The organism is Devosia sp. FJ2-5-3, from assembly GCF_029201545.1.
Taxonomy (GTDB): Bacteria; Pseudomonadota; Alphaproteobacteria; order Rhizobiales; family Devosiaceae; genus Devosia.
This window is the reverse complement of the sequence record NZ_CP104007.1, coordinates 1,434,043-1,454,634: the sequence shown is the minus strand read 5'-3', so window position 1 is coordinate 1,454,634 and position 20,592 is coordinate 1,434,043. Positions and strand designations below refer to the sequence as shown.

Here is a 20,592-nt window from a genome sequence, read left to right as displayed (position 1 = left end):
CTCAGGCCGGGTCTGTCTGGATGGACGAAAGGTGGTTCCGCACGGTCGCGCTGAACGGCATTGGCCGCTTGCTCGCGGGGTCGACGAAGACATGGATGAAGTAGCCGTCCGCGGCCGCGCTGCTCTCGCCATTGACGAAGGCGGCCAGCCCGTAGCGCACCGATGACGTGCCGATATGTTCGACCCGCAGCCCCATCTCGAGCGTGTCGGTGAATTTGACCTCCCGGTGGAAACGGCAGCCATTTTCGGCCACCACCATGGCCGCCCCGCCCGTACCGAGCCCCAGATCGGCCTCATGCAGGAAACCGACCACCGTGGTGTCGAAGAATTCGTAATAGCGGGCATTGTTGACGTGCCCGAAAATGTCGATGTCGTTCCAGCGCAGGGTAATGCCGGCAAACCAGCCGAAATCATCGCGTTTGGCCGGCGGCAAACGTTTCGTCATGACAGCCGTATCCGTGGCGCGAAATCGCGCAGACGGTTCCCGAGCATGTTGATCCTCTCCCGATCTGGCGAGCGGGCTATTCTTGCACCGACCCAGCTCTCCACAGACTTAACCTTGCACCCTTTGCATCCGCATGCAAGAGTCAATATATCCTATATTCTACTCGCTTTTCAGCCATTTCATGATGTGATCGGCCACAGCCACCACACGGCCCGACTGGTTGGTTATTTCGATCCCCGCCACCGAGCGCCGACGCTCTTCGTCGATCGTCTTGACGCTGTAGGACACGCGCAGCGCGTCGCCGGGAAAGACGGGCGCCACGAACCGCATCCCCTCATAGCCGAGCGCCACGGGCGCGCAGTCATTGCCCTTCTCCCGGGCCTGCCGGATCGCTTTCGTGCCTGCTGCAGACATATAGCCGACCAGCAAAGCCCCATGGGCGATGATCCCGCCGAAACTCGACTGCGCCATGATGGCGGGATCGGTATGCGCCTCGTAATCGTCGCCGCTGAGGCGCGCGAAAACCGCGATATCCTCTGCGCTCACCGTCACGTCGTAAAATGCGACCAGTCCATCGACCGATTGTGTCCAGCTGCTAGCCATAGATCTGGGTCCTCCGGAACCGGGCAGCAGGCTGCCCATCGGCCAGCAACACCTCGTCCGAGACGAAATAATGCTTGCCCTTGCGCTCATAGATTTCGGCGATGGTGCCGGCGGTGCGGATGGTCTGGCCAGGGTAGACCGGCCGGAAATGCTGGGTTTCGGTCTCGACCAGCACCACTGCCGCCGGGAATTTCCAGCCCGAATTGACATCGCCCATGGCCGTCCGCATCAACATGCCCGAATGGACGAAGCCGGGATCTTTATAGATCGGATGGTTTTCGGCGAAGGCCGCCAGGGATCCGGCAAAATCCTCCGCCGTAAGAACCCTTTGGCGGCTGTGGAGGAAAGCGCCGACCGGCAGTTCGCCGGCCTTGACCGGCGGCGGCGCCTCCGGCGAGGGCAGGAGCGTCAGGCTCGCCGGATCGGGAGGCGTCAGCGCGTGATGCGCAAGCGCGATCCACCCCGTCGCCACCTCCTCGCCATCGCCATTGACCACCCGCGCCTGGCTGCGCGCAAACGCCCCGTCATCGATCAGTTCGCTCAGGAAGACCGTGATGACATCATGATTGTAGACCGGCCGGCCAAAGCGCGCCGACATGGCGCCGCGCTCGGCCCAGTCCTGCCCCCAGCTCTCGATCGCACCCCGGCTGATATGGCCGTAGATAAAGGCGCCGGGGATCAACGCGGCCTTGTAGCCGCGTGCCCTGGCAACCGCGTCATCATGGATGGACCCCTTGTAATGGGGTTCGTCATTGAGAAGGATCCTGACCTCATAGCTGCGCGGAAACTGCGGGGCCATGCTCAGTGCCCTTCGAGAGGTTCGGTCGCCATGGCATCGCTCGCCTCGATGGCGGCAATTTCTTCGGGCGACAATTTCAAAACATTTTCAAGCACATGCCGGTTATGCCAGCCAAAGGGCGGCGCCGACCGCACCTGCGCACCGGGCGTGGCGCTGAGATGCATCGGCAGGCTCGGATGCTTGTGCCGCCCCGCATCGGGATGCTCGAGTTCGGTAAAGAACCCCCGATGGGCGAGATAGGGATCCTCGGCCACATCCTTGGGTGTCTGCACCGGCGCCGCTGCCACGCCCGCCGCCTGCAACCGGCCCGCCAGCTCGTGCTTGTCCTGGCCCCGCGTCCAGTCGCCGATGATCTTGGTCAGCTCATCCTCATTGTCGCGCCGCCGTCCAAGGTCGGCGAAGCGCGGGTCGGACGCCAGTTTCGGCTGACCCATTTGAGCGCACAGCGCCTGCCACTGCCCTTCGTCCAGCGCCGCGATGGCGATCCATTGATCGTGCCCGCTGGTTGGAAACGCATCGTGCGGACTGGCAAAACTGACGCGATTGCCATTGGGAGCCGGATCGTTCCCGGTCTCCCCCGCCTTGAGGATTTCAGCGCCGATCAGCTGCATCGCCGCCTCGACCTGGGGCACTTCCACATATTGCCCCTCGCCGGTCCGCTGCCGATGCACCAGCGCGGTCAGGATTGCCGCCGCGGCATTGAAGCCCCCGATCGGGTCGAGATAGGATGGACCTGTCACCTCGGGCTGACCGCCGGGATAGCCGATCATCGCCGACATGCCCGCTGCCATTTCCATTGTCGGACCGAGCGCCGCATAGCTGGACATCGGCCCGTGCACGCCGAAGGCCGGCAGTTCGGCGACGATGATGTCGGGCTTGATCTTGGTGAGGCTGTCGTAATCCAGCCCCAGCTTTTTCAGCGTCCCGGGCCGGAAATTGCAGATCAGCACATCGGCCACTTCCACCAGCCGCCGCAGGGTGTTGCGCCCCTCCTCGGTCTTGAGATTGAGGATGCAGCTCAGCTTGTTGACGTTCTGCGAATTGAACAGGAAGGAGCGGTCATACCAGCGCGCGCCCGGCTCCCGGTCTGGGAAATTGACCGGATTGGGCCGGTCCTTGTTGAGCCGCCAGGAATTGACCCGGTTGGGCGCTTCCACATGGATGGATTCGGCGCCGAGATAGGCCAGCACGCGCCCGGACATCGGCCCGGCCCATGCTGTCGTCAGCTCGATGACCCGCAGGCCTTCGAGCGGCGGACGGCCCGCCGAGGCCGCCCCAGTTGCGGTCTGTGCCGGCCAGGCCAATTGCTGGGCAGAGCCGAGCGCCGGCGCGGCCCCCTGCACCCGGCGCGGCGTCCGCGTCAGGCGGAAAGCCGGCCCCAGAATGCGCTTGCCCTCGATCTCTTCCCAATAATCCCGGGCGTCGAGGTGTCGGTTATGCATCAACTCGGAAGGGCGATAGGCCTTGGCCGCTATGACTTGCGCCTGCTGCAGGATTTCGACCAGGTCTTCTGCCGACATGTCGGCAACCTTGGCCTGGAAGATCGCGAACAGCGCATCCCAGTTCGTACGCCGCTCCGCCGGATCGGCGAAGCGTGCATCGTGCTCCAGTTCCGGCAGATCGAGCGCCGCCAGCAGCGCCTGCCAGCGGAAATTGTAGATCCAGATGCAGACCCAGCCATCCCGGCACAGCACCTGCCCCGCCTGCACCGCCTGCTCGGTCCGCTGCCGCACCGAACCATTGTAGATGTGCTGCATCACATAGGGGAAGCACATGGTCGCAGCGGTCTCGGCGGCATCGATCCTGACCACCTGCCCCGCCCCGTTCTGCTCGCGCGCAAACAGCGCCGCCAGCGTTCCGACATAGGCGCCGACCCCGCTCGCCATGGCGGCGCGATTGGCAACGCCGAACAGCGGCTCGCGCCCGGCGGCGCCATTATTGTGCATCATGCCCGACAGCGCCTGCAGCACGATTTCCGGTCCCTGCCAATCGGCGCGCGGCCCGTCCGTCCCGAAGGCGCTCGGTTGCACGACGATGCAATTGGGGTTGGCCGCGCTGACCGCATCGGCATCGGCATCGGCCGGCAATACGGCGATATCGGCCCCGCGCAGCAGCATGGCGAAGCGCTGGGCATCCGCCGGCGCAGCGCGGTCGAGCATCAGCGACTGCTTGCCGTGGTTGAGATGAAAAAACTGGAGCGACTCGCCTGCCTGCCCCATGGGCTCGCGCAAACGCAGCGATGACCCGCCCGGGGGTTCGACCAGGACGACGGAGGCACCGAAATCGGCGAAAAGCCGGGCGCAATACTGACCGGCAAGACTGTCGGAATAATCAACGACACGCAGATGTGCCAAGGCGCCGTCCATAGGCTCCGCTCCTCTCAAATATGCTGTCGTCGGGGCTTCTCAACCGGCTCCCTTACGACAGCGCCTCGAATACGATAGGATATGTTTGCATCCGTATGCAATATCATTGTGCATCCGTATGCAAGTTTGTGGCATAGCGCCGAAATCCAGCTATGATGCGCATAAGAAGAATTGTGAGGTGCCATGAGCACACCGCCCGATGCTGCCATTGCGCCGCGCAAGACGCCCATCACTGCCCGCGATCTTGCGCAGATGCTGGGCGTCAGCCAATCGGCCATTTCGCGCGCCTTTACCCCCGGCGCGTCCATCTCGCCCGAATTGCGCCAGCGCATTCTCCGCGCCGCCGAGGAGCTCGACTACCAGCCGAATGCCATCGCCTCGATGCTCTCGACGCGCCGCAGCAACATCGCCGGCATCGTCGTCTCCGAGATGCGCAATCCGTTCTATCCGTTCCTGATCGAAAAGCTTTCCCGCGAGCTCCAGCGCGTCGGCATGCAGAGCCTGATGTTCAACATCACCCGCGGCTCCAATATCGAGGAACAGCTCGTCGCCCTGCGCAAATACAATGTGGATGCGGTGGTCGTTATCTCGGCCACCGTGCTCTCGGGCGCATCGTTGCGCTGGGCCACCGAGGGCCGCGCCGCCGTCCTCGTCAACCGCACCGTGTCCGAGCAGAGCCTCACTTCGGTCAGCTGCAACAATGTCGAGGGCGCCCGCGCCATTGCCGATCATTTCCACGCCATCGGCAAGCATCGCGTCGCCTTCGTGGGCGGCCTCAGCCACACCTCGACCAATCTCGAACGCCAGAACGCCTTCATCACCCGCGTCGCCGAACTGGGCATGACCCTCACCCATTCCGTGCCCGGCGGGGAATATAGCTACGAAGCCGGCTATCGCGCCGGTCTCGAGATCGGCAGCGCCAATCGCACCGACGCCGTCTTTTTCGCCAATGACGTCATGGCCTTTGGCGGCCACGATGCCCTCTGCGACCGGCTCAAACTGCGCATCCCCGAAGACATCGCCATCGCCGGCTTCGACAATATCCCGATGGCCGAATGGCCGCGCTATTCGCTGACCACCTTTCGCCAGCCGGTGGACGCCATGGTCGAAAAGACGATTTCGCTCATCGGCGAGCAATTGTCCGGACAGCCCTTCACGCCGACGCAATACGCCCTGCCCGGAGAGCTGATCGTCCGCCATTCGACGCTGGCCGAAACGCCCCCCGAACGGATCGACCACCCTTATCTGCCGACACAGTAGACCGCGGGCGATCAGCCGCCCGCGGCCCGGAAAACCCTACCAGCTGACAGCGATATATTTGGCTTCGCAGAATTCGAGGATGCCGTGATGCGCGCCCTCGCGGCCCAGCCCGCTCTGCTTGACCCCGCCAAATGGTGCCGCCGGGTCGGAGGCCAGCCCGCGATTGAGCCCGATCATGCCCGCCTCGATCTTCTCCGACACGGCCAGCCCGCGCTTCAGATTCTCGGTGAACACATAGGCGATCAGCCCATATTCGGTGTCATTGGCCCGCGCGATCACCTCGTCCTCGGTCTTGAAGCTGGCGAGCGGCGCGATGGGCCCAAAAATCTCGTCGCGCACCAGCGGCGAGTCCACCGGCACATCGGTCAGCACGGTCGGCGGATAGTAAAATCCGTCTCCGCCCGGCGCCGTACCCCCGGTCAAAACCTTGGCGCCCTGCCCCTTGGCATCCTCGATCCAGCCGCTGATCCGCTCCAGCGCATCCTGGTTGACCAGCGGCCCGCACTGCACGCCCTTTTCATAGCCGCGTCCGAGCTTCATCGCGCCCATGCGATCGGCGAGGCCCTTTGAAAAGGCCTCCATGATCCCTTCCTGCACGAAGAAGCGATTGGCCGCGGTGCAGGCCTCGCCGCCATTGCGCATCTTGGCGATCATGGCGCCATCCAGCGCCTTTTCGAGATCGGCGTCGTCAAAGACGATGAAGGGCGCATTGCCCCCGAGCTCCATCGAGCAGGAAATCACCTGGTCCGCCGCCTCGCGCAACAGCTTGCGACCCACTTCGGTCGAGCCGGTAAAGCTGAGTTTTCGCACGCGCGGATCATGCAGCATGGCGCTGACTGTCGCGCCAGACTTCGAGGTAGTGATCACATTGACCACCCCATCCGGCACGCCCGCCTCGGCATAGATCTCGGCCAGCGCATAGGCGGTCAGCGGCGTTTCGGTGGCGGGCTTGAGCACCACCGTACACCCCGCCGCCAAGGCCGGCGCGATTTTCCGCGTGGCCATCGCCGCCGGGAAATTCCACGGCGTCACCAGCACGGAAACGCCAATCGGCTGGTATTGCACCACGATCCGGTTGGCCCCGCTCGGCGCCGTCGATATCTCGCCATTGAGCCGCACGGCTTCCTCGGAAAACCAGCGGAAGAACTCGGCGGCGTAAGCCACTTCGCCCTCGGCATCGGGCAGCGCCTTGCCGTTTTCGAGGCTGATCAGTTCGGCCAGCATCTGCTTGCGCTCGATCATCAGCTCGAAACAGCGCCGCAATATGTCCGAGCGTTTGCGCGGTGGGGTCGCCGCCCAGCCCGGCGCGGCGTCATGGGCCGCGGCGACGGCTGCCAGCGCATCCTCCACCGAGGCATTGGCGACGCTGGAAATCACCGCGCCGGTGGACGGATCGACCACGTCGAGACGCCCCTCGGCGCTTCCCTCGCGCCATTGCCCGCCAATCCAGAGATTGCTGGGGATTTTCGCCGGATCGAAGGAAAGGGAGAAATCGGTGGTCATGTGCGCACCCCTTCAAGCTTGGGATTGATTTCGAGCATGCTCCGGTCGCCGGCAAAGGCGGCGGCGACCAGGAGGTCCATGCCTGCCCGGTCGACCGGGCGCGGATTGTTCTTGATCAGCCTGTTGGCGCCCAGCGATTGCTCGGCGATCCAGGGCAAGTCCTCGGCCTTGACCCCGATTTCGGCCAATGTCGAAGGAATGCCGATGGTTTCGAGCAGTGCCGCGACCCCGGCAATGCAGGCATCGGCGGCCTTGGCGTCCGTGTCTTCCGCTTCGGCAAACCCCATCATGCGCCCGATTTCGGCGATATCGGCCAATGCGTGGCCGCGATTGAACGCCAGCGCATAGGGCAGCATCAGCGCCACGCCCAGCCCGTGGGCCGTGTGCGTCAGCGCCCCCACCGGATATTGCACCGCGTGGGAAATCGAGGTGCCCGCGGTGCCGAAGGCCAGCCCGGCCTGGGTCGCGCCCAGCATGACATCGGCACGCGCCGCCGCATCACTGCCGTCCGCAACCGCCCGCGCCAGGCTCCGCCCGATATTGACGATCGCTTCCCGCGCAAAGGCGTCGGTCAGCGCATTCTTGCCGACGAACACATGCTCGAGCGTGATCCTGGGATCTTCCGCACGCGTCGCGGTGGTGAACGCCTCGATGGCATGCACCAGCGCGTCGGCGCCCGAATAGGCGGTAAGTCCGGGCGGGCAGCTGGCCGTCAGGTCGGGGTCGCAAATGGCGATCTGCGGCAGCAAATGCGGGCTCGAAAGCCCGACCTTTACGGCCTTTCCCGGGTCGGCAATCACCGCCACCGGGGTCACCTCCGAGCCGGTTCCCGCTGTCGTCGGCACGGCGATGACCGGCAGGATCGGCCCCGGCACTTTCAGCTCGCCATAATAGTCCGAAATCTGTCCGCCATGGGCAGTGATCAGCGCGATGATCTTGGCCGCATCGATGCAGCTGCCGCCACCAATGCCCACGATGACATCGGCGCCGAAGTCCCGGGCGGCGGCAATGCCGGCCTCAAGGCAATGGGCCGGCAGCTCTGCCTCGACCTCGGAAAACACTCCGACTTCGAGACCGGCCGCGATCATCGCGGCCTTTACTCCCCCAAAAACGGGGTCCCCGGCAAGCCGCTGGTCAGTCACCAGCAGCGGCTTTTTCCCCAACGTCGCCACATGGCCTGCCAGCGAGCCGATCTGGCCATGGCCGAACACGACGGTTCGAGGCGAACGAAATGCACCAAACATGATCTAGTCCTTATTCATCTCGGCCTATGCGGCCAGTTCCTGCAGGCGCGACCAGATCACGTCGGCAACATTGATACCGTCGAGGAGCGCCTGGGCCGCCAGGGCCCTTCCACGTTCCCCGGGAATGCGAACGCTCTCGACCCCTTCGGCAGGCGCCTCCGCCCGCAGCAGATCGAGAAAGCCGGCGACCGGCGACAGATACTGGTCGATGACGATAAAAAGGTCGGCCTTGTTGCAGGGCTCGGTGGAATCGAGCGTTCCCTTGACCTCCCGACCAATCGCCGCCCCGGCCAAAGCCGTCAGCAAGAGTTCGAAGGCGAGCCCCAGCGCATAACCCTTGGCCCCGCCAAAGGGCGAGATCGCGCCGCTCCGCGCCGCCGCTGCGTCCGTGGTCGGATTGCCCTCGGCATCGATCGCCATGCCGGGCGGCAGCGCCACGCCACGATTGGCGTGGTCATGCACCTCCCCCATGGAAATGATGCTGGTGGCGGTGTCCATCATGAAGATGCCCTCGCCCGTCGGCATGCCGATGGCGATGGGATTGGTGCCGATCATGGCCCTGCGTCCACCCCAGGGATGCACGAGGGCCTCGCTGGTCGAAAACGCGATCAGGCACTTTCCTGCCGTCGCGACGCGGTCGGCGTAAAAGCCGAGCATGCCGATATGATTGGCATTGGCCACCGCGCCCACGGCGACACCCTGTATCGCGGCGCGCTCCATCAACGCATCGATTGCGGACTGCGCCACGACCGGCCCAAGGCCTTGCTCGCCATCGACTCGGAGAAATCCCGGCGCGGTCCACTCATGCCGCCCCTTGGTCACGGGGTCGGCCACGCCATTGGCGATCCGTTCGACAAGCCGCGGCAGGCGCAGAAGACCATGCGAGGCGATCCCGCGCATCTCGGCGTCCAATAAGAGCTCGCGCTGCAATCGAGCATTGTCCGCTGGCACGCCGGCCGCCGCCAGAACCCGGTCCGCCAGATTCCGAACTTCACTGACAGGCACTAAGGGCATGTCTACTCACTCTCCAAATCCAGACTTCCGCTTTGGGACAGTCGGCGATGATCTTGACCGGGACCATAAAACAGCGCCTGATATATCCTATACGATTTCGCCAAAGCACTATGCGCCTTGTGCAGCGATGTCAAACGCAAGTTCACTTTTCGCCGCGTTTCCAAATGGAATACGATAGGATACAGCTCCCCGGCCCCTCTCAACCAGGAAGGATTCCGCGCTATGGCGCCACCGGTCAATCAGATGCCGACCAATCCGATCAAGCGCCCGCCGCGCCTTGGTGATGAGGTGTACAACACCATCTACGCCCAACTGATGAGCCAGAGCATTCTGCCCGGCTCGAGAATATCTATCGACAATCTCGCGCGCGAGCTTGGCGTTTCCCAGACCCCCATTCGCGAGGCCCTCTCCCGCCTCGAGGCGCAGGGGCTTGTGGTCAAGACCCACCTCATCGGCTTCAGCGCCACCACACAGATGGATCGCGGCCGTTTTGAACAGCTCTATGAACTGCGCCTGCTGCTCGAACCCTATGCGGCCCGCAAGGCGGCGACCATGATCACCGAAGAGCAGTTCGCCACCCTCGAACGGCTGGCCGAGGAAATGTCCGGGACCGGCCAGGGCAAGGTCAGCTACAGCGAGTTCGCGCGCCTCGATGGTCAGTTCCATGATCTCATCGCCCAGGCCAGCGGCAATGATCTCGTCCAGGAGACGCTCGCCAATCTGCATATCCACATGCACCTGTTCCGGCTCTTCCACCACCACCAGGCTGCCTCCACCGCCAATATGGAACATGCGGATCTGATTTCCGCCCTCAAAGCCCATGATGAGGACCGGGCCGAAGCGGCCATGCGCGCCCACATCAAGCAATCCTACGAGCGCTTCAACACCTTCTTTTCCTGAGGGAGGGGCCGGCGCCCGTCAGGCCGGACCAAGCTTCTGTGACTTGCCGGGCGGACCGGGCCCAGCCAAGATGCAGGCATGGCGCAGTTTTTACGGACATGGCTGAAGCGCGTATGGCTCTTGCTGCTCCTCATGTCCCCTGCTCTTCACGAGGCCCGCGCCCAGACGAAAGCCGAAGAAGAACCCGGCACCTGCCACACAATCGGTCAGCAGGAGATCTGCATCACCGAGGCCAATTACCGGGCCGATGTCTGCGCCGCCATCGCCGCCTATGCCGCCAACTGGCAATTGCCCGCCGATTTCTTCGCCCGCCTCGTCTGGCAGGAGAGCCGCTTCGATCCCGCGGCCCTCAGCCCGGCCGGTGCTCAGGGCATTGCCCAGTTCATGCCCGGCACGGCGCGCCTTCGCGGCCTCGGAAATGCCTTCGACCCTGCCGAGGCCCTGGCTCGCTCCGCCGAATATCTGCGCTTTCTCGAAGAAAAATTCGGCAATCTCGGCCTCGCCGCCGCGGCCTATAATGGCGGCGAGGGACGGATCAGCCGCTACATCGCCGGTACCGGCGGCGGCCTCCCCCTCGAAACCCGCAATTATGTAATGATCATCACCGGCCACCCCGTCGACATCTGGCTGGCCGACATCGCAGGGGACGTCGACTACACGCTCGACAAGGAGAAGGACTTCCAGGCGGCCTGTCTCGATATGGCCCGCTCCGTCCGCCGGCCCGACCTCGTCGCCAGTCCGGCTCAATGGCAGCCCTGGGGCGTCCTCATCGCGCAGAACGCGTCCGCCGACACCGCCCGCTCCCGTTTCGCCTCCGCCCAGGCCAGTTTCAAAAATGTCCTCGGTCCCGAGCAGCTCATGTTGATCTCGGTCCGCAATCCGAGCTTCGGCAATCGCATGCGGTTTTCCGCCATGGTCGGTCGACAGACGCGGCAGGAAGCACAGGAATTTTGCCAGCGTCTTCTCGCCGCCGGCGGCAATTGCATCGTCCAGAAAAACGCACCTTGAGCCGCCGCGGCGTTTTCACAGGCGCCGTCCGCAAATGCTAACGTTCTGCTAGCGAACTCGGCCCGTTTGCGACTGCAATGGGGCCACTCTGAGCGCCGCAAGATCGACCGATCCGGTGCAGAAACAGGCCACCCGCAACTGCCCGATAATGGCCGAAAAATGCTCGACCACCGCCTCGGCAGACTCGGTCGCGGCGGTCAGAACCCCCGCAGCCTGGCCCACAATATCGGCGCCAAGCCGGATCGCCTTGGCGGCGTCGACCCCATCCCGGACGCCGCCTGAACCCACCACGATCGCCTCCGGACAGGCCGCCCGCACCGCTTCAATCGCCGCCGCAGTCGGCTGTCCCCAATTGACGAAAGCCCGGGCAATAGCGGCCTGCATCGGCGATTGTGCCCGCTCCGCCTCGACCGCCGCCCAGCTCGTTCCACCTGCTCCGGCGACGTCGATTATGCTTACGCCTGCATCTACCAATCGGCGCGCCGTAAGGCCGGAAATGCCCGAACCGACCTCCTTCACTGCCAATGGCACCGGCAGTGTTCGCGCCAGGGTCTCGATTTTTGCGAGCAATCCCAGCCAGTTACGATCGCCCTCCGGCTGCACCGCCTCCTGCAGGGGATTGAGGTGGATGATCAGCGCGTCCGCCCCGATCATCTCCACGGCCCTCAGCGCCTGATCGGCGCCATAGCCCAGATTGAGCTGGGCCGCCCCGAAATTCGCGAGCAGAGGGATGGTCGGCGCATGCCGCCTTAGGTCCTGCCCCAGCCCCCCATCGGCGGCGCTGTCTATGGCCACGCGCTGCGACCCGACGGCCAGGGCGATCCCCAATTCCTCGCAGGCCACCGCCAGATTGGCATTGATCGTTTCCGCCCGCGCCGGACCACCCGTCATCGAACTGACAAGAAGCGGTGCCCTGATCCGCTTGCCGACAAACTGCGTATCCAGATCGATAGTGTCCATGTCTATTTCTGGGAGGGCAGCGTGCTCAAATCTCACATCGTCAAAGCCAGTCGAAATCGAGGACGCCCCTCGCCCTCCCAGGACAATATCCAGATGCTCGTTCTTACGGTTGATGGTCAATGAGGGGCCTCTTCAGCATGACAGCCTGCGATAGATTTCGAGCGGGGGCATCCGATTTCTTGTCCCGGCCAGATAACTTTGGCTCTTACGTTGTAGCGGCGTTTCTGGTTCACTTCTCCTGCATTTCCAAGCCGGGGTACGCGGGATGATCCCTAGGAATTGCATCGAAGGGGCGCGCACGGGTGGACAAGCCGTTGAAGACGCACGCTCAATTCGCGATCGCGTCGACGCCTGTCTTGAGCGGATGATCGAGGGTTCGGAGGCGATGCCCGCAAATCTGGCGGCGGCAATGAGGCATGCTCTTCTGGCGCCGAGCAAGCGTCTTCGCCCCGTCCTCCTCTACATGATCGCCGATCCCGATCCCGATCTGGAAGAGGCCGCCCTGACCTTGGGATGTGCTGTGGAAATGGTCCATACCGCCTCCTTGGTCCTGGACGATCTCCCCTGCATGGACGACGCTCGCATGCGACGCGAACGGCCATCCAGCCACGTCGCCTTTGGCCAGGCGACGGCCATCCTGAGCGCGATAGCACTCCTGAGCCGCGCGTTTGGTGTGATCTCGGAGCTCGAAATTCCGGCCGCCGCCCGGACCCGCCTGGCAGCAATTCTCTCGGATGCCGTGGGGCAGAACGGGCTCGTCGCCGGCCAGGAAATCGACATCAATGGGCGGGCGAGCCTCGTGGGCGAGCATGAAATTGAAAACCTCAACTGGCTCAAGACCGGCACACTCTTTGTCGCGTCCGCTGAAATGGGCGCCGTCCTTGCCGACATGCCGGAGGATCGCATTGATCATGTCCGCCGGTTCGCACGCCATCTGGGACTGGCGTTTCAGACCGCGGACGACCTTCTCGACAAGTCGGCCGACCCCAAACTCATCGGCAAAGACGTGAACAAGGACGAGGGGAAGGCCACTCTGGTATCAATATTCGGCGCCCGCCAGGCGCGCCTCACCTGCGAGGAACATCTTGCCGCAGCCGATGCTGCCTTGATCTCCAGCGGCGTCAACTCCGCACCCATTCAGGCCTTGATCGCGAAATACTTCAAGAGCAAGCTCGCCTCTGATGCTGGGTGATGCAAAGCCACTTGAAGTGGCCGATCTGTCAGTGCGCTACGGACAACGCGATGTCCTGAATGGCCTCAACCTCAAACTCGCCCGGTCGGAGATTTTTGGGCTTCTGGGGCCGAACGGCGCCGGAAAAACCACGCTCATCCGCACCATATGCGGGCGGGTTCGCGCCACCTCCGGACACATACAAGTAGCGGGACTAACCGGCAAAAAGAGCGTGCGCCATATCGGCCTCGTACCCCAGGAACTGGCGCTTTACCCACACCTCACCGTTCGCGAAAATCTCCAGGTCTTTGGACGCCTGTCGGGACTTTCCGCCGCAGACACGGAAGAAGCGATCGATTGGGCCGGCCATGCCACCGATATTGGTGGCCGTATCGACGAGCGCGTGGATATCCTTTCGGGAGGATGGAAGCGCCGGGTCAATATTGCCGCCGCAATTCTTCATCACCCTGACCTGCTCATCCTCGACGAGCCTACAGTCGGCGTCGATGTGGAGGCGCGAAATGTACTGCATGATGTTCTCGTCCACCTTAGCCACGCTGGAATGGGGATACTCTTGACCACCCACGACCTCGACCAGGCCGAGACCCTTTGCACCACGGTTGGCTTCCTCCGCGACGGCAGGATCAGCCCTCAGGGCAAGCCGCGGGACCTGATTGCCGAGGCCTTCGGCACGCGCCGGGAGGTTATTCTCGAGTTGCGCCATCAGGCGTCCGCGGATCAGTCGGCAATCCTGCACAAAGCCGGTTTCAGCCCCCTCAAGGGCGGCTATAGCTGGATCATGCTGACCGGAGCGAGTTCCCACTCGCTCGAGCGATTGTCGATTGCACTCAACAATGCGGGCATCGAGACCCGCGAAATCCGCTTCCGGGAGCCGGGCCTCGACAGCCTGTTTGTACGGCTGACGCGCGACGCGGGGGCAGCTCTTTGATCCTTTCCATGCTTCGCGTCATGGCGCTCAGCGTGATCCGCGATCGCGGCGCGCTCGCCCTGGCATTTCTCTTGCCCCCGATCATATTCATCATCTTCGCGGCCATTTTCTCCGGCTCGAACGGGGAAGAAATGCGCCTCCACGTCGCCTATGGCGCAGAGGCCGATACGCCTATAATTCAGCGGCTTGAAGCCGCCCTTCGCGACGACATCAGCCTTCGTGTGATAGCCGGACGCCTTAGCGATCGTGACGATGTCGCCCGCATGGTGGAGACCGGCCGGGCCGATGTCGGCCTGTTTGTGTCGGGTGATCTGGAGGATGGCGCCTCCTCCCCCATCATTGTTCTGGTCGACCCCGCCAAAGTGATCGCCGGGGCCAGCCTCTCGGGCCAGGTCCAGAACCTTATCGCCCTGAACCTGCCTGAGATCGGCGTTTCCCGCACGGCCCCGCTCATTGGCCAATTGGTCGGGGGCTTTCGGCCCGAGCAGCAGGCCCAGCTTGACGCAGCACTCGCGGCCATAAGCGACGATGCGGCGAGTTTTGATGCGGCACCGGGCCTCATCACCTTGCAGAATATCGGCTCGGCGACCTCGTCCGGCGCGACGATCAGCTATTATGCCGGAGCCGTCGCCATCCTGTTCCTGTTGTTTTCTGCAATGCAGGGCGCCGCCACGCTGATCGAGGAGAGACATTCCGGTATCGTGGACCGGATCGCTGTCGGCCCGGCAGGAACCGACGTTGTGGTGCTCGGAAAATTCCTTTTCCTCACGGTGCAGGGCGTACTCCAGGTGGGGTTGATCTTCCTCGTCGCGGCGATGATCTACCGCGTCGACGTCACCCACCATCTTGGGGAATGGCTGTTGACGACCCTATCGGCGTCTGCGGCCACTGCGGGCCTCGGCCTGGCTGTGGCTTCGGCCTGCACCAGCAAGCAGCAGGCGCAGACGGTCTCCACCTTCGTCGTTCTCGTCAGCTCGGCGATCGGGGGATCCATGGTCCCGCGCTTCATGATGCCGCCCTGGCTGCAGGATGTTGGCTGGTACACGCCCAATGCTTGGGCGATCGAAGCCTATCACGGCATTTTATGGCGCGGCGAGCCGCTCAAGACGGTGGCCCCGGAACTGGCATGGCTCATCTGCATCGCCATGGTGGGCGTGATCCTGAGCCTCGTCATATCACGCCTCCGGCTCCGCCTTTAGTGACCATACGGCACTGGCCCCGGAGGTCGGCGCCAATTATTCTGACGTTTCTCGAAGGAGGCCTGAATGGACACTGTTCTCTACTATCTGGTGCCAACCGGGCTCGTGGTTGGTTCCGTCCTGTTCATGGAGTGGTTCGCCACCTGGTCGCATGAGCACATCATGCACGGATGGGGCTGGGGGTGGCACAAATCCCACCATGAGCCGCATGACGACGCCCTGGAGAAAAACGATCTCTACGCCGTGGTCTTTGCCGGCGTCGCCATCGCCATGTTCGCCCTCGGTCATTTTGCCTGGTGGCCGCTGACCTGGCTGGGCCTCGGCGTAACGATCTATGGGATGCTCTACTTCTTCTTCCATGATGGACTGGTCCACCAGCGCTGGCCCTTCAAGCACATTCCGCGCAAGGGATACATGAAGCGCGTCTACCAGGCGCACAGGCTTCACCATGCTGTCCAGGGCAAGGACGGTTGCGTCTCGTTCGGCTTTGTTTATGCCCAGCCAGTCGACAAGCTGCTCAAGGAGCTTGAAGTGAACAAGCGCTCATATGACCCACAGGCTCTCAAGGACGAAGATCGCCCCGCCACGCACTAGGCGGGGCGCTGCCAGAGGCCGGTGCGCGGGCTCTGGCGCCTTGGCAGCCGCGTCCAGGCAACATCTCCCAAGGACTTGAGCAGAAGCGCCATCTTCTCATTGCGAGAGGTAGAGACGCGCTGCTCCCACGCATTCGGCCCGCCTGACCTCAATTTTTGCCCGATGGCGCGATAGACCCGCCGGGCCGCACCGATGGCCCAGGCCGAACGCGGCGGCAATTCGGCCATTCCGTGATAGGCAGAGGCGTAGTACGCCTCGGCGAGTTCCAGCAGTTCAAGCGCGGCGGCGTGCAGCTTTGGCCACTCTGCGCGATCGTCGGGTCGGATTTCCCGGATATCGTGCCGCGCCAAAAGCTCTCTGGGCAGATAGACCCGCCCCATGCGCGCATCATCGATCACATCGCGCGCAATATTGGTGAGCTGGAAGGCAAGGCCGAGATCGCTGGCGCGGTCGAGCACGTCGCGCTCCCGCACACCCATGATCATGGCCATCATCACCCCGACCACACCGGCAACGTGGTAGCAATATTCGAGCGTGTCCTCGATGGTTTCGTAGACACGGTCTTCCACGTCCATCTGGAAGCCGGTCAGCAATTCCTGAGGGTGGAGATGGGGGATCTCGTGCCGCTCCACCACACGCTGCAGGGCGTTGAAAATATAACTGTCCGAGACCTCACCCAACAAAGCCGCGCTTGTCTCGGCGCGGAGCTGTTCAAGCCGCGCCTGCTGGCCGTTTCGGAAGTCTGCGACCTGCTCGTGCCCCAGCGTCTGCCCATCGATCACATCGTCGCAATGGCGGCACCACGCATAGAGCATGACGGCATCATCGCGCGTCTGCCGATCGAAGAGGCGCGCCGCAGCCGCAAAGCTCTGCGACCCCTTGGCGATTGCCTCCTCGCTGCGGCTGATGATTTCGTCGCTCATGCATGGGCATCCGCGATCATCAGCCCCGCCGTGGCCTTCGCCGAACCGACGACGCCCGGAATGCCGGCCCCCGGGTGCGTACCGGCACCGACGATATACATGTTGTCGATGACGTCATCGCGATTGTGCGGCCGGAACCAGGCGCTCTGCGTCAGGATCGGCTCGATCGAAAACGCGGATCCCAGATGCGCATTGAGTTCGTCACGGAAATCAAAGGGCGTGAAGTGACGCACCGTCACAAGATCGTCCAGCAGGCCCGGGATATAGCGGTCGTTTATGTATTTGAGGATCCGGTCACGATATTGCGGGCCGACCACGTCCCAGTCGATATCGGCAGTTCCCAGATGCGGGACTGGTGACAGCACGTAATAGGCGCTCTGGCCGGGAGGGGCGAGACTGTCGTCGGTCACGGAAGGCGCGTGCAGATAGAGCGAGAAATCATCTGCAAGACCATCGGTGTGGAAGATGTCCTTGATCAGCTCGCGATAGCGCGGACCAAACAGCACCATGTGGTGCTTCAGCTCGGGATGCTCCGTCTTAAGGCCGAAATAGACGACGAACAGCGACATGGAAAAACGCTTCTTTTCCAGCGCCTTGCCCTTGGCGTCGCCACGCTGCGTGCCGCGCATCATGTCGCGATAGGTGTGGACCACATCGGCGTTTGAGGCGATTTGGTCAAAGCTGAAACGCCGCCCATCCTTGAGGGCAACTCCCGTAACCGTGTCGGCTCCACCCTCGATCCGGTCGATCTCGGCATTGAGTTCGAGCGTTCCGCCCAGATCCTCAAACAGTTTGACCATTCCGGCGATCAGCGCACCCGTGCCGCCCTTGGCGAACCAGACACCACCGCGCCGCTCAAGCGCGTGGATCAAGCCATAGATCGACGACGTTTCGAACGGATTTCCGCCGACCAGCAGCGAATGAAAGCTGAAGGCCTGCCGCAGCTGATCGTCTTTGATGAACTGGCTGACCTTGGAATAGACGCTCCGGTGGCTCTCGAGCCTCATCAATTGCGGGGCGGCCTTGATCATCGAGAAGAAGTTGAGAAAGGGGACAGTCCCGAGCTTCTCATAGCCCTCTCGAAAGAGGTCTTCCGAATAGGCGAGGAATTTACGGTACCCTTCGACGTCTTCGGGTGATTTGGCCCCAATCTGCCGATCGATCTCGGCCTGGTCATTGGCGTAGTCGAACCGATAGCCGTCTTCCCAGCACAATTGATAGAAGGGCGCGACGGGCAGCAGCGTGACATAGTCCGCCATCTTGCGTCCGGAAATCGTCCACAGCTGATCGAGGCAATCGGGATCGGTGATCACCGTGGGCCCGGCATCGAAGGTAAAGCCGTCGTCGGTATAGACATAGGCACGCCCACCCGGCTTGTCGCGTTTTTCGAACACCGTCGTCTTGATGCCAGCGCTCTGCAGCCGGATGGCCAGAGCCAGGCCGCCAAATCCGGCGCCGATGACTGCTGCGGTCTTTGATGTCGTCACGATGTCTCCGAAGATAGGAGGGGTTTTTCAAAAAAGCACGCCAGCGCGCGATGGACCGGCACCGGGGGCTTGCCGATCAGTATGCGAGCCATGTCTGCGGGAGTTGTTTGCCCGGCATAGAAGCGCTCGATCAGCGGCTGCGGGAGGCGGTAAAAACGCTGCAGGACGATATGTCGGCGATGCGGCTCGGCGGCGAGGAACAGCATGCGATTGAGCAGGCGATAAAAGCGCTGCGCCCGGTGCCGCGCGAGGGCGTGATCCCTGATCTTGACGGCAAGCGCCGCGCTGCTGCAGGGCCAGGCATCCGCAACCAGATTGGCGACGCGCACAGCCTCGGGCAGGCTGTATCCGGTGGTGGGATGAAACAGCGCAGCCCGCATTCCGGCCTGCGGCACGTCGGCCGGCGCTTCCGCCCAGAAGCGCTCGGCATCATGGGCAAGCGCAATCGGCAAAACCCCATGCTCGCGCCGAATGATCTCCGCAACAGTCCAACCCTGCTGGCGGGCATAATCCATGATGGCGGCTTCGAGCTCGGCCTTGTCGAGGTTTTCGCCATCGGCATAGCGCGTGTCCTCAATCAGCACGCGGGTGGGCGAAAACGGCAGGAGATAGACGAAACGATAGCCATCCAGCTGATCCACCGAGGCGTCCATGATGACGGGATCGACAAGGCCGTGCGGCTCTGCCGTCTCGACCTCAAGACCGACAAATTTCTGATAGCCGAGCACCAGTGAAGAGCTCTTGCGATAGCCGCGGGCATCGATCACACAATCGGCAGGCAGCTTTTCGCCTCCATCGAGCGTGACGCTGTCCGGCGAGACCTCCGAAACGGCTGTGCCGGCGCGAATTTCCACATTGCCGAGGCGCGACATCGCCGCCCGGGCAGACCGAGACGTCAGCGTGGCATATCCAGACTGAAGATGCCGGGAAAACTCCGGAAAACGCACCGATTGTCCGGCCCAGCGATGGGCAACAAGCGGATCGATCCAGTCAAGATCGGCCTTTCCGACATCGGCCAGGTGAAACGACCAGGTGTGTTCGCCAAAAGGCTCGCTGGCGGCCTCAAGAATGACGATTTCTAGGTTGGGAAAGGGGCTGAGCCGCTGCGCGATCAGAGCAGCGGCCAATCCGCCGCCGGCCACCAAAAGCCTCCTGACACCGCGCCCCGCAACCGCCAATTCCAGCCCTCCGCCTGCCGCATCGACGATGGTCGCGTCGCGTCCACACCATGCAAGTGCAATAGTCTACGCATGGCAAGCGATTTTGGATCGCCCAAGGCCGGGGCGTTCGTCATTCGTGACGCAAAGGGGCACGAGCGCGCCAGCGCCCGTGCCCCTCTCAAACGATTGCCGAATGCGTCCCTCAGCCCTCGTTGGCCATGGTCTTCTTGAACTGCGGCAGGTGCTTGGACTGCGCGTCGAGCATCTTCTCGCGATACTGGCCATAGATGATGTCGGTATCGTGCAGCGTAACGCCCGGAATGGTCGGGGACGCGAACACCGGCAACTCGATCCCCTTCTCGGCCAGCTTCTGCGCCGTGCGGGAAACCAGTTCATGCATCATGATCATGGCCAGCACCGTCGATGAACCGGAAACCGGACGGCTCCAGCCTTCGATGGCGACGATCGCATCTTCCACCGGCGCGCCGGTATCGATGACGATGTCGGACGCGTGCGGCAGGCGCTTGCCGGACGAATGGGTCGCCGGCTTGCTGGCGTTGGACTTGGCGGTGATCGCGATAACGGTCAGGCCGCGCTCCTTGGCGTAGAGCGCCGTGTCGATGCCCGATGCATTGCTGCCCGAATGGCCGAAAATGACGATCGTATCGCCGGGATTGAGCGGCTGGTGGTCGAGGAATTTCTCGGCGTATTTCTCGGTACGCTCGAGCCAGAGCAGCTCACGCACGCCGCCGGCGCCCAGAATATTGTGCCACATGACGCGCGGGTCGGTCAGCGGGTTGAACCCGAGATAGGACCCGTAGCGCGGGTAGGTTTCCTGCACGGGAAGAACCGAATGGCCCGAGCCGTAGAGGTGCACGAGGCCGCCATTGGCGAGCGTCTCGCTCATGGCCTTGGATGCGGCTTCGAAGGCCGCTTCGTTTTCGCCTGCAGCTTTTTCGGCAATGGCCGCAAGCTTGCTGATGAACAATGTCGACATGAGGGGTCTG

General features: G+C 63.1%; 19 protein-coding genes. 7 read left to right on the top strand and 12 right to left on the bottom strand.

The genetic code is table 11. The features are described 5' to 3' along the window. Window position 1: 1 nt before the first annotated feature. The 4 genes from N0P34_RS07000 to N0P34_RS06985 all read right to left on the bottom strand — a co-directional run bounded on the left by N0P34_RS07000 (window position 2) and on the right by N0P34_RS06985 (window position 4,213). Entirely contained in the window at window positions 2–445 is a 444-nt protein-coding gene (locus N0P34_RS07000) for a thioesterase family protein (protein ID WP_275606299.1), read from the bottom strand. A gap of 159 nt (window positions 446–604) precedes the next feature. Beyond that, a complete protein-coding gene (locus tag N0P34_RS06995) occupies window positions 605–1,048 on the bottom strand; it encodes a MaoC family dehydratase (protein WP_275606298.1) in 444 nt (147 codons plus the stop codon). Next, window positions 1,041–1,847: a hypothetical protein gene (locus tag N0P34_RS06990; protein WP_275606297.1), complete on the bottom strand. Its 807-nt coding sequence runs from the start codon at window positions 1,845–1,847 to the stop codon at window positions 1,041–1,043. Before N0P34_RS06990 ends, N0P34_RS06995 begins: the two co-directional genes overlap by 8 nt. 2 nt (window positions 1,848–1,849) lie before the next feature. After that, window positions 1,850–4,213, bottom strand: coding sequence for a CoA transferase (locus tag N0P34_RS06985; RefSeq protein ID WP_275606296.1), 2,364 nt, complete (start codon window positions 4,211–4,213; stop codon window positions 1,850–1,852). Between the two features lie 183 nt (window positions 4,214–4,396). Here N0P34_RS06985 and N0P34_RS06980 point away from each other — a divergent pair, with 183 nt between their 5' ends. Then, complete coding sequence (locus tag N0P34_RS06980) at window positions 4,397–5,473, top strand: LacI family DNA-binding transcriptional regulator (RefSeq protein ID WP_275606295.1); 1,077 nt, start codon at window positions 4,397–4,399, stop codon at window positions 5,471–5,473. 36 nt (window positions 5,474–5,509) lie between these two features. Here the strand turns inward: N0P34_RS06980 and N0P34_RS06975 are convergent, their stop codons facing one another. The 3 genes from N0P34_RS06975 to N0P34_RS06965 are packed head-to-tail and all read right to left on the bottom strand — an operon-like array spanning window position 5,510 to window position 9,234. Next, window positions 5,510–6,976: an NAD-dependent succinate-semialdehyde dehydrogenase gene (locus N0P34_RS06975; RefSeq protein WP_275606294.1), complete on the bottom strand. Its 1,467-nt coding sequence runs from the start codon at window positions 6,974–6,976 to the stop codon at window positions 5,510–5,512. Beyond that, window positions 6,973–8,220 carry an iron-containing alcohol dehydrogenase gene (locus tag N0P34_RS06970; RefSeq protein WP_275606293.1) on the bottom strand — a complete coding sequence of 416 codons (1,248 nt, stop codon included), beginning with the start codon at window positions 8,218–8,220 and terminating at the stop codon, window positions 6,973–6,975. The genes N0P34_RS06975 and N0P34_RS06970 overlap by 4 nt, the downstream gene beginning before the upstream one ends. A 24-nt stretch (window positions 8,221–8,244) precedes the next feature. After that, on the bottom strand, window positions 8,245–9,234 hold the full coding sequence (locus N0P34_RS06965; RefSeq protein ID WP_275606292.1) for an Ldh family oxidoreductase: 990 nt from the start codon (window positions 9,232–9,234) through the stop codon (window positions 8,245–8,247). A gap of 222 nt (window positions 9,235–9,456) precedes the next feature. On the opposite strand from N0P34_RS06965, the gene N0P34_RS06960 reads away from it, so the two are divergent. Continuing rightward, window positions 9,457–10,134: a GntR family transcriptional regulator gene (locus N0P34_RS06960; RefSeq protein WP_275606291.1), complete on the top strand. Its 678-nt coding sequence runs from the start codon at window positions 9,457–9,459 to the stop codon at window positions 10,132–10,134. A 78-nt stretch (window positions 10,135–10,212) separates the two neighbouring features. Beyond that, window positions 10,213–11,142 (top strand): lytic transglycosylase domain-containing protein, encoded by a 930-nt coding sequence (locus tag N0P34_RS06955; RefSeq protein WP_275606290.1) that lies wholly within the window; start codon window positions 10,213–10,215, stop codon window positions 11,140–11,142. Between the two features lie 48 nt (window positions 11,143–11,190). On the opposite strand, the gene fni is transcribed toward N0P34_RS06955, so the two are convergent. Continuing rightward, window positions 11,191–12,222 (bottom strand): type 2 isopentenyl-diphosphate Delta-isomerase, encoded by a 1,032-nt coding sequence (fni, locus tag N0P34_RS06950; RefSeq protein WP_275606289.1) that lies wholly within the window; start codon window positions 12,220–12,222, stop codon window positions 11,191–11,193. Between the two features lie 145 nt (window positions 12,223–12,367). Here fni and N0P34_RS06945 point away from each other — a divergent pair, with 145 nt between their 5' ends. The 4 genes from N0P34_RS06945 (at window position 12,368) to N0P34_RS06930 (ending at window position 16,015) form a co-directional block, all read left to right on the top strand. Continuing rightward, window positions 12,368–13,294 carry a polyprenyl synthetase family protein gene (locus tag N0P34_RS06945; protein WP_275606288.1) on the top strand — a complete coding sequence of 309 codons (927 nt, stop codon included), beginning with the start codon at window positions 12,368–12,370 and terminating at the stop codon, window positions 13,292–13,294. Further along, window positions 13,284–14,222 (top strand): ABC transporter ATP-binding protein, encoded by a 939-nt coding sequence (locus N0P34_RS06940; protein ID WP_275606287.1) that lies wholly within the window; start codon window positions 13,284–13,286, stop codon window positions 14,220–14,222. Before N0P34_RS06945 ends, N0P34_RS06940 begins: the two co-directional genes overlap by 11 nt. Further along, a complete protein-coding gene (locus tag N0P34_RS06935) occupies window positions 14,219–15,421 on the top strand; it encodes an ABC transporter permease (RefSeq protein ID WP_275606286.1) in 1,203 nt (400 codons plus the stop codon). Before N0P34_RS06940 ends, N0P34_RS06935 begins: the two co-directional genes overlap by 4 nt. A gap of 66 nt (window positions 15,422–15,487) precedes the next feature. Further along, the gene (locus N0P34_RS06930; RefSeq protein ID WP_275606285.1) at window positions 15,488–16,015 is read left to right on the top strand and encodes a sterol desaturase family protein; all 528 of its coding nucleotides are present in this window, start codon (window positions 15,488–15,490) and stop codon (window positions 16,013–16,015) included. Here the strand turns inward: N0P34_RS06930 and N0P34_RS06925 are convergent. The 4 genes from N0P34_RS06925 to N0P34_RS06910 form a co-directional block, all read right to left on the bottom strand. Further along, a complete protein-coding gene (locus N0P34_RS06925) occupies window positions 16,012–16,938 on the bottom strand; it encodes a phytoene/squalene synthase family protein (RefSeq protein WP_275606284.1) in 927 nt (308 codons plus the stop codon). The genes N0P34_RS06930 and N0P34_RS06925 overlap by 4 nt on opposite strands. Further along, the gene (locus N0P34_RS06920; protein ID WP_275606283.1) at window positions 16,935–18,425 is read right to left on the bottom strand and encodes a phytoene desaturase; all 1,491 of its coding nucleotides are present in this window, start codon (window positions 18,423–18,425) and stop codon (window positions 16,935–16,937) included. Before N0P34_RS06920 ends, N0P34_RS06925 begins: the two co-directional genes overlap by 4 nt. Next, the gene (gene crtY / locus N0P34_RS06915) at window positions 18,422–19,567 is read right to left on the bottom strand and encodes a lycopene beta-cyclase CrtY (RefSeq protein WP_275606282.1); all 1,146 of its coding nucleotides are present in this window, start codon (window positions 19,565–19,567) and stop codon (window positions 18,422–18,424) included. The genes N0P34_RS06920 and crtY overlap by 4 nt, the downstream gene beginning before the upstream one ends. Before the next feature lie 220 nt (window positions 19,568–19,787). After that, complete coding sequence (locus tag N0P34_RS06910; protein ID WP_275606281.1) at window positions 19,788–20,582, bottom strand: sugar isomerase domain-containing protein; 795 nt, start codon at window positions 20,580–20,582, stop codon at window positions 19,788–19,790. Between the last annotated feature and the right edge of the window lie 10 nt (window positions 20,583–20,592).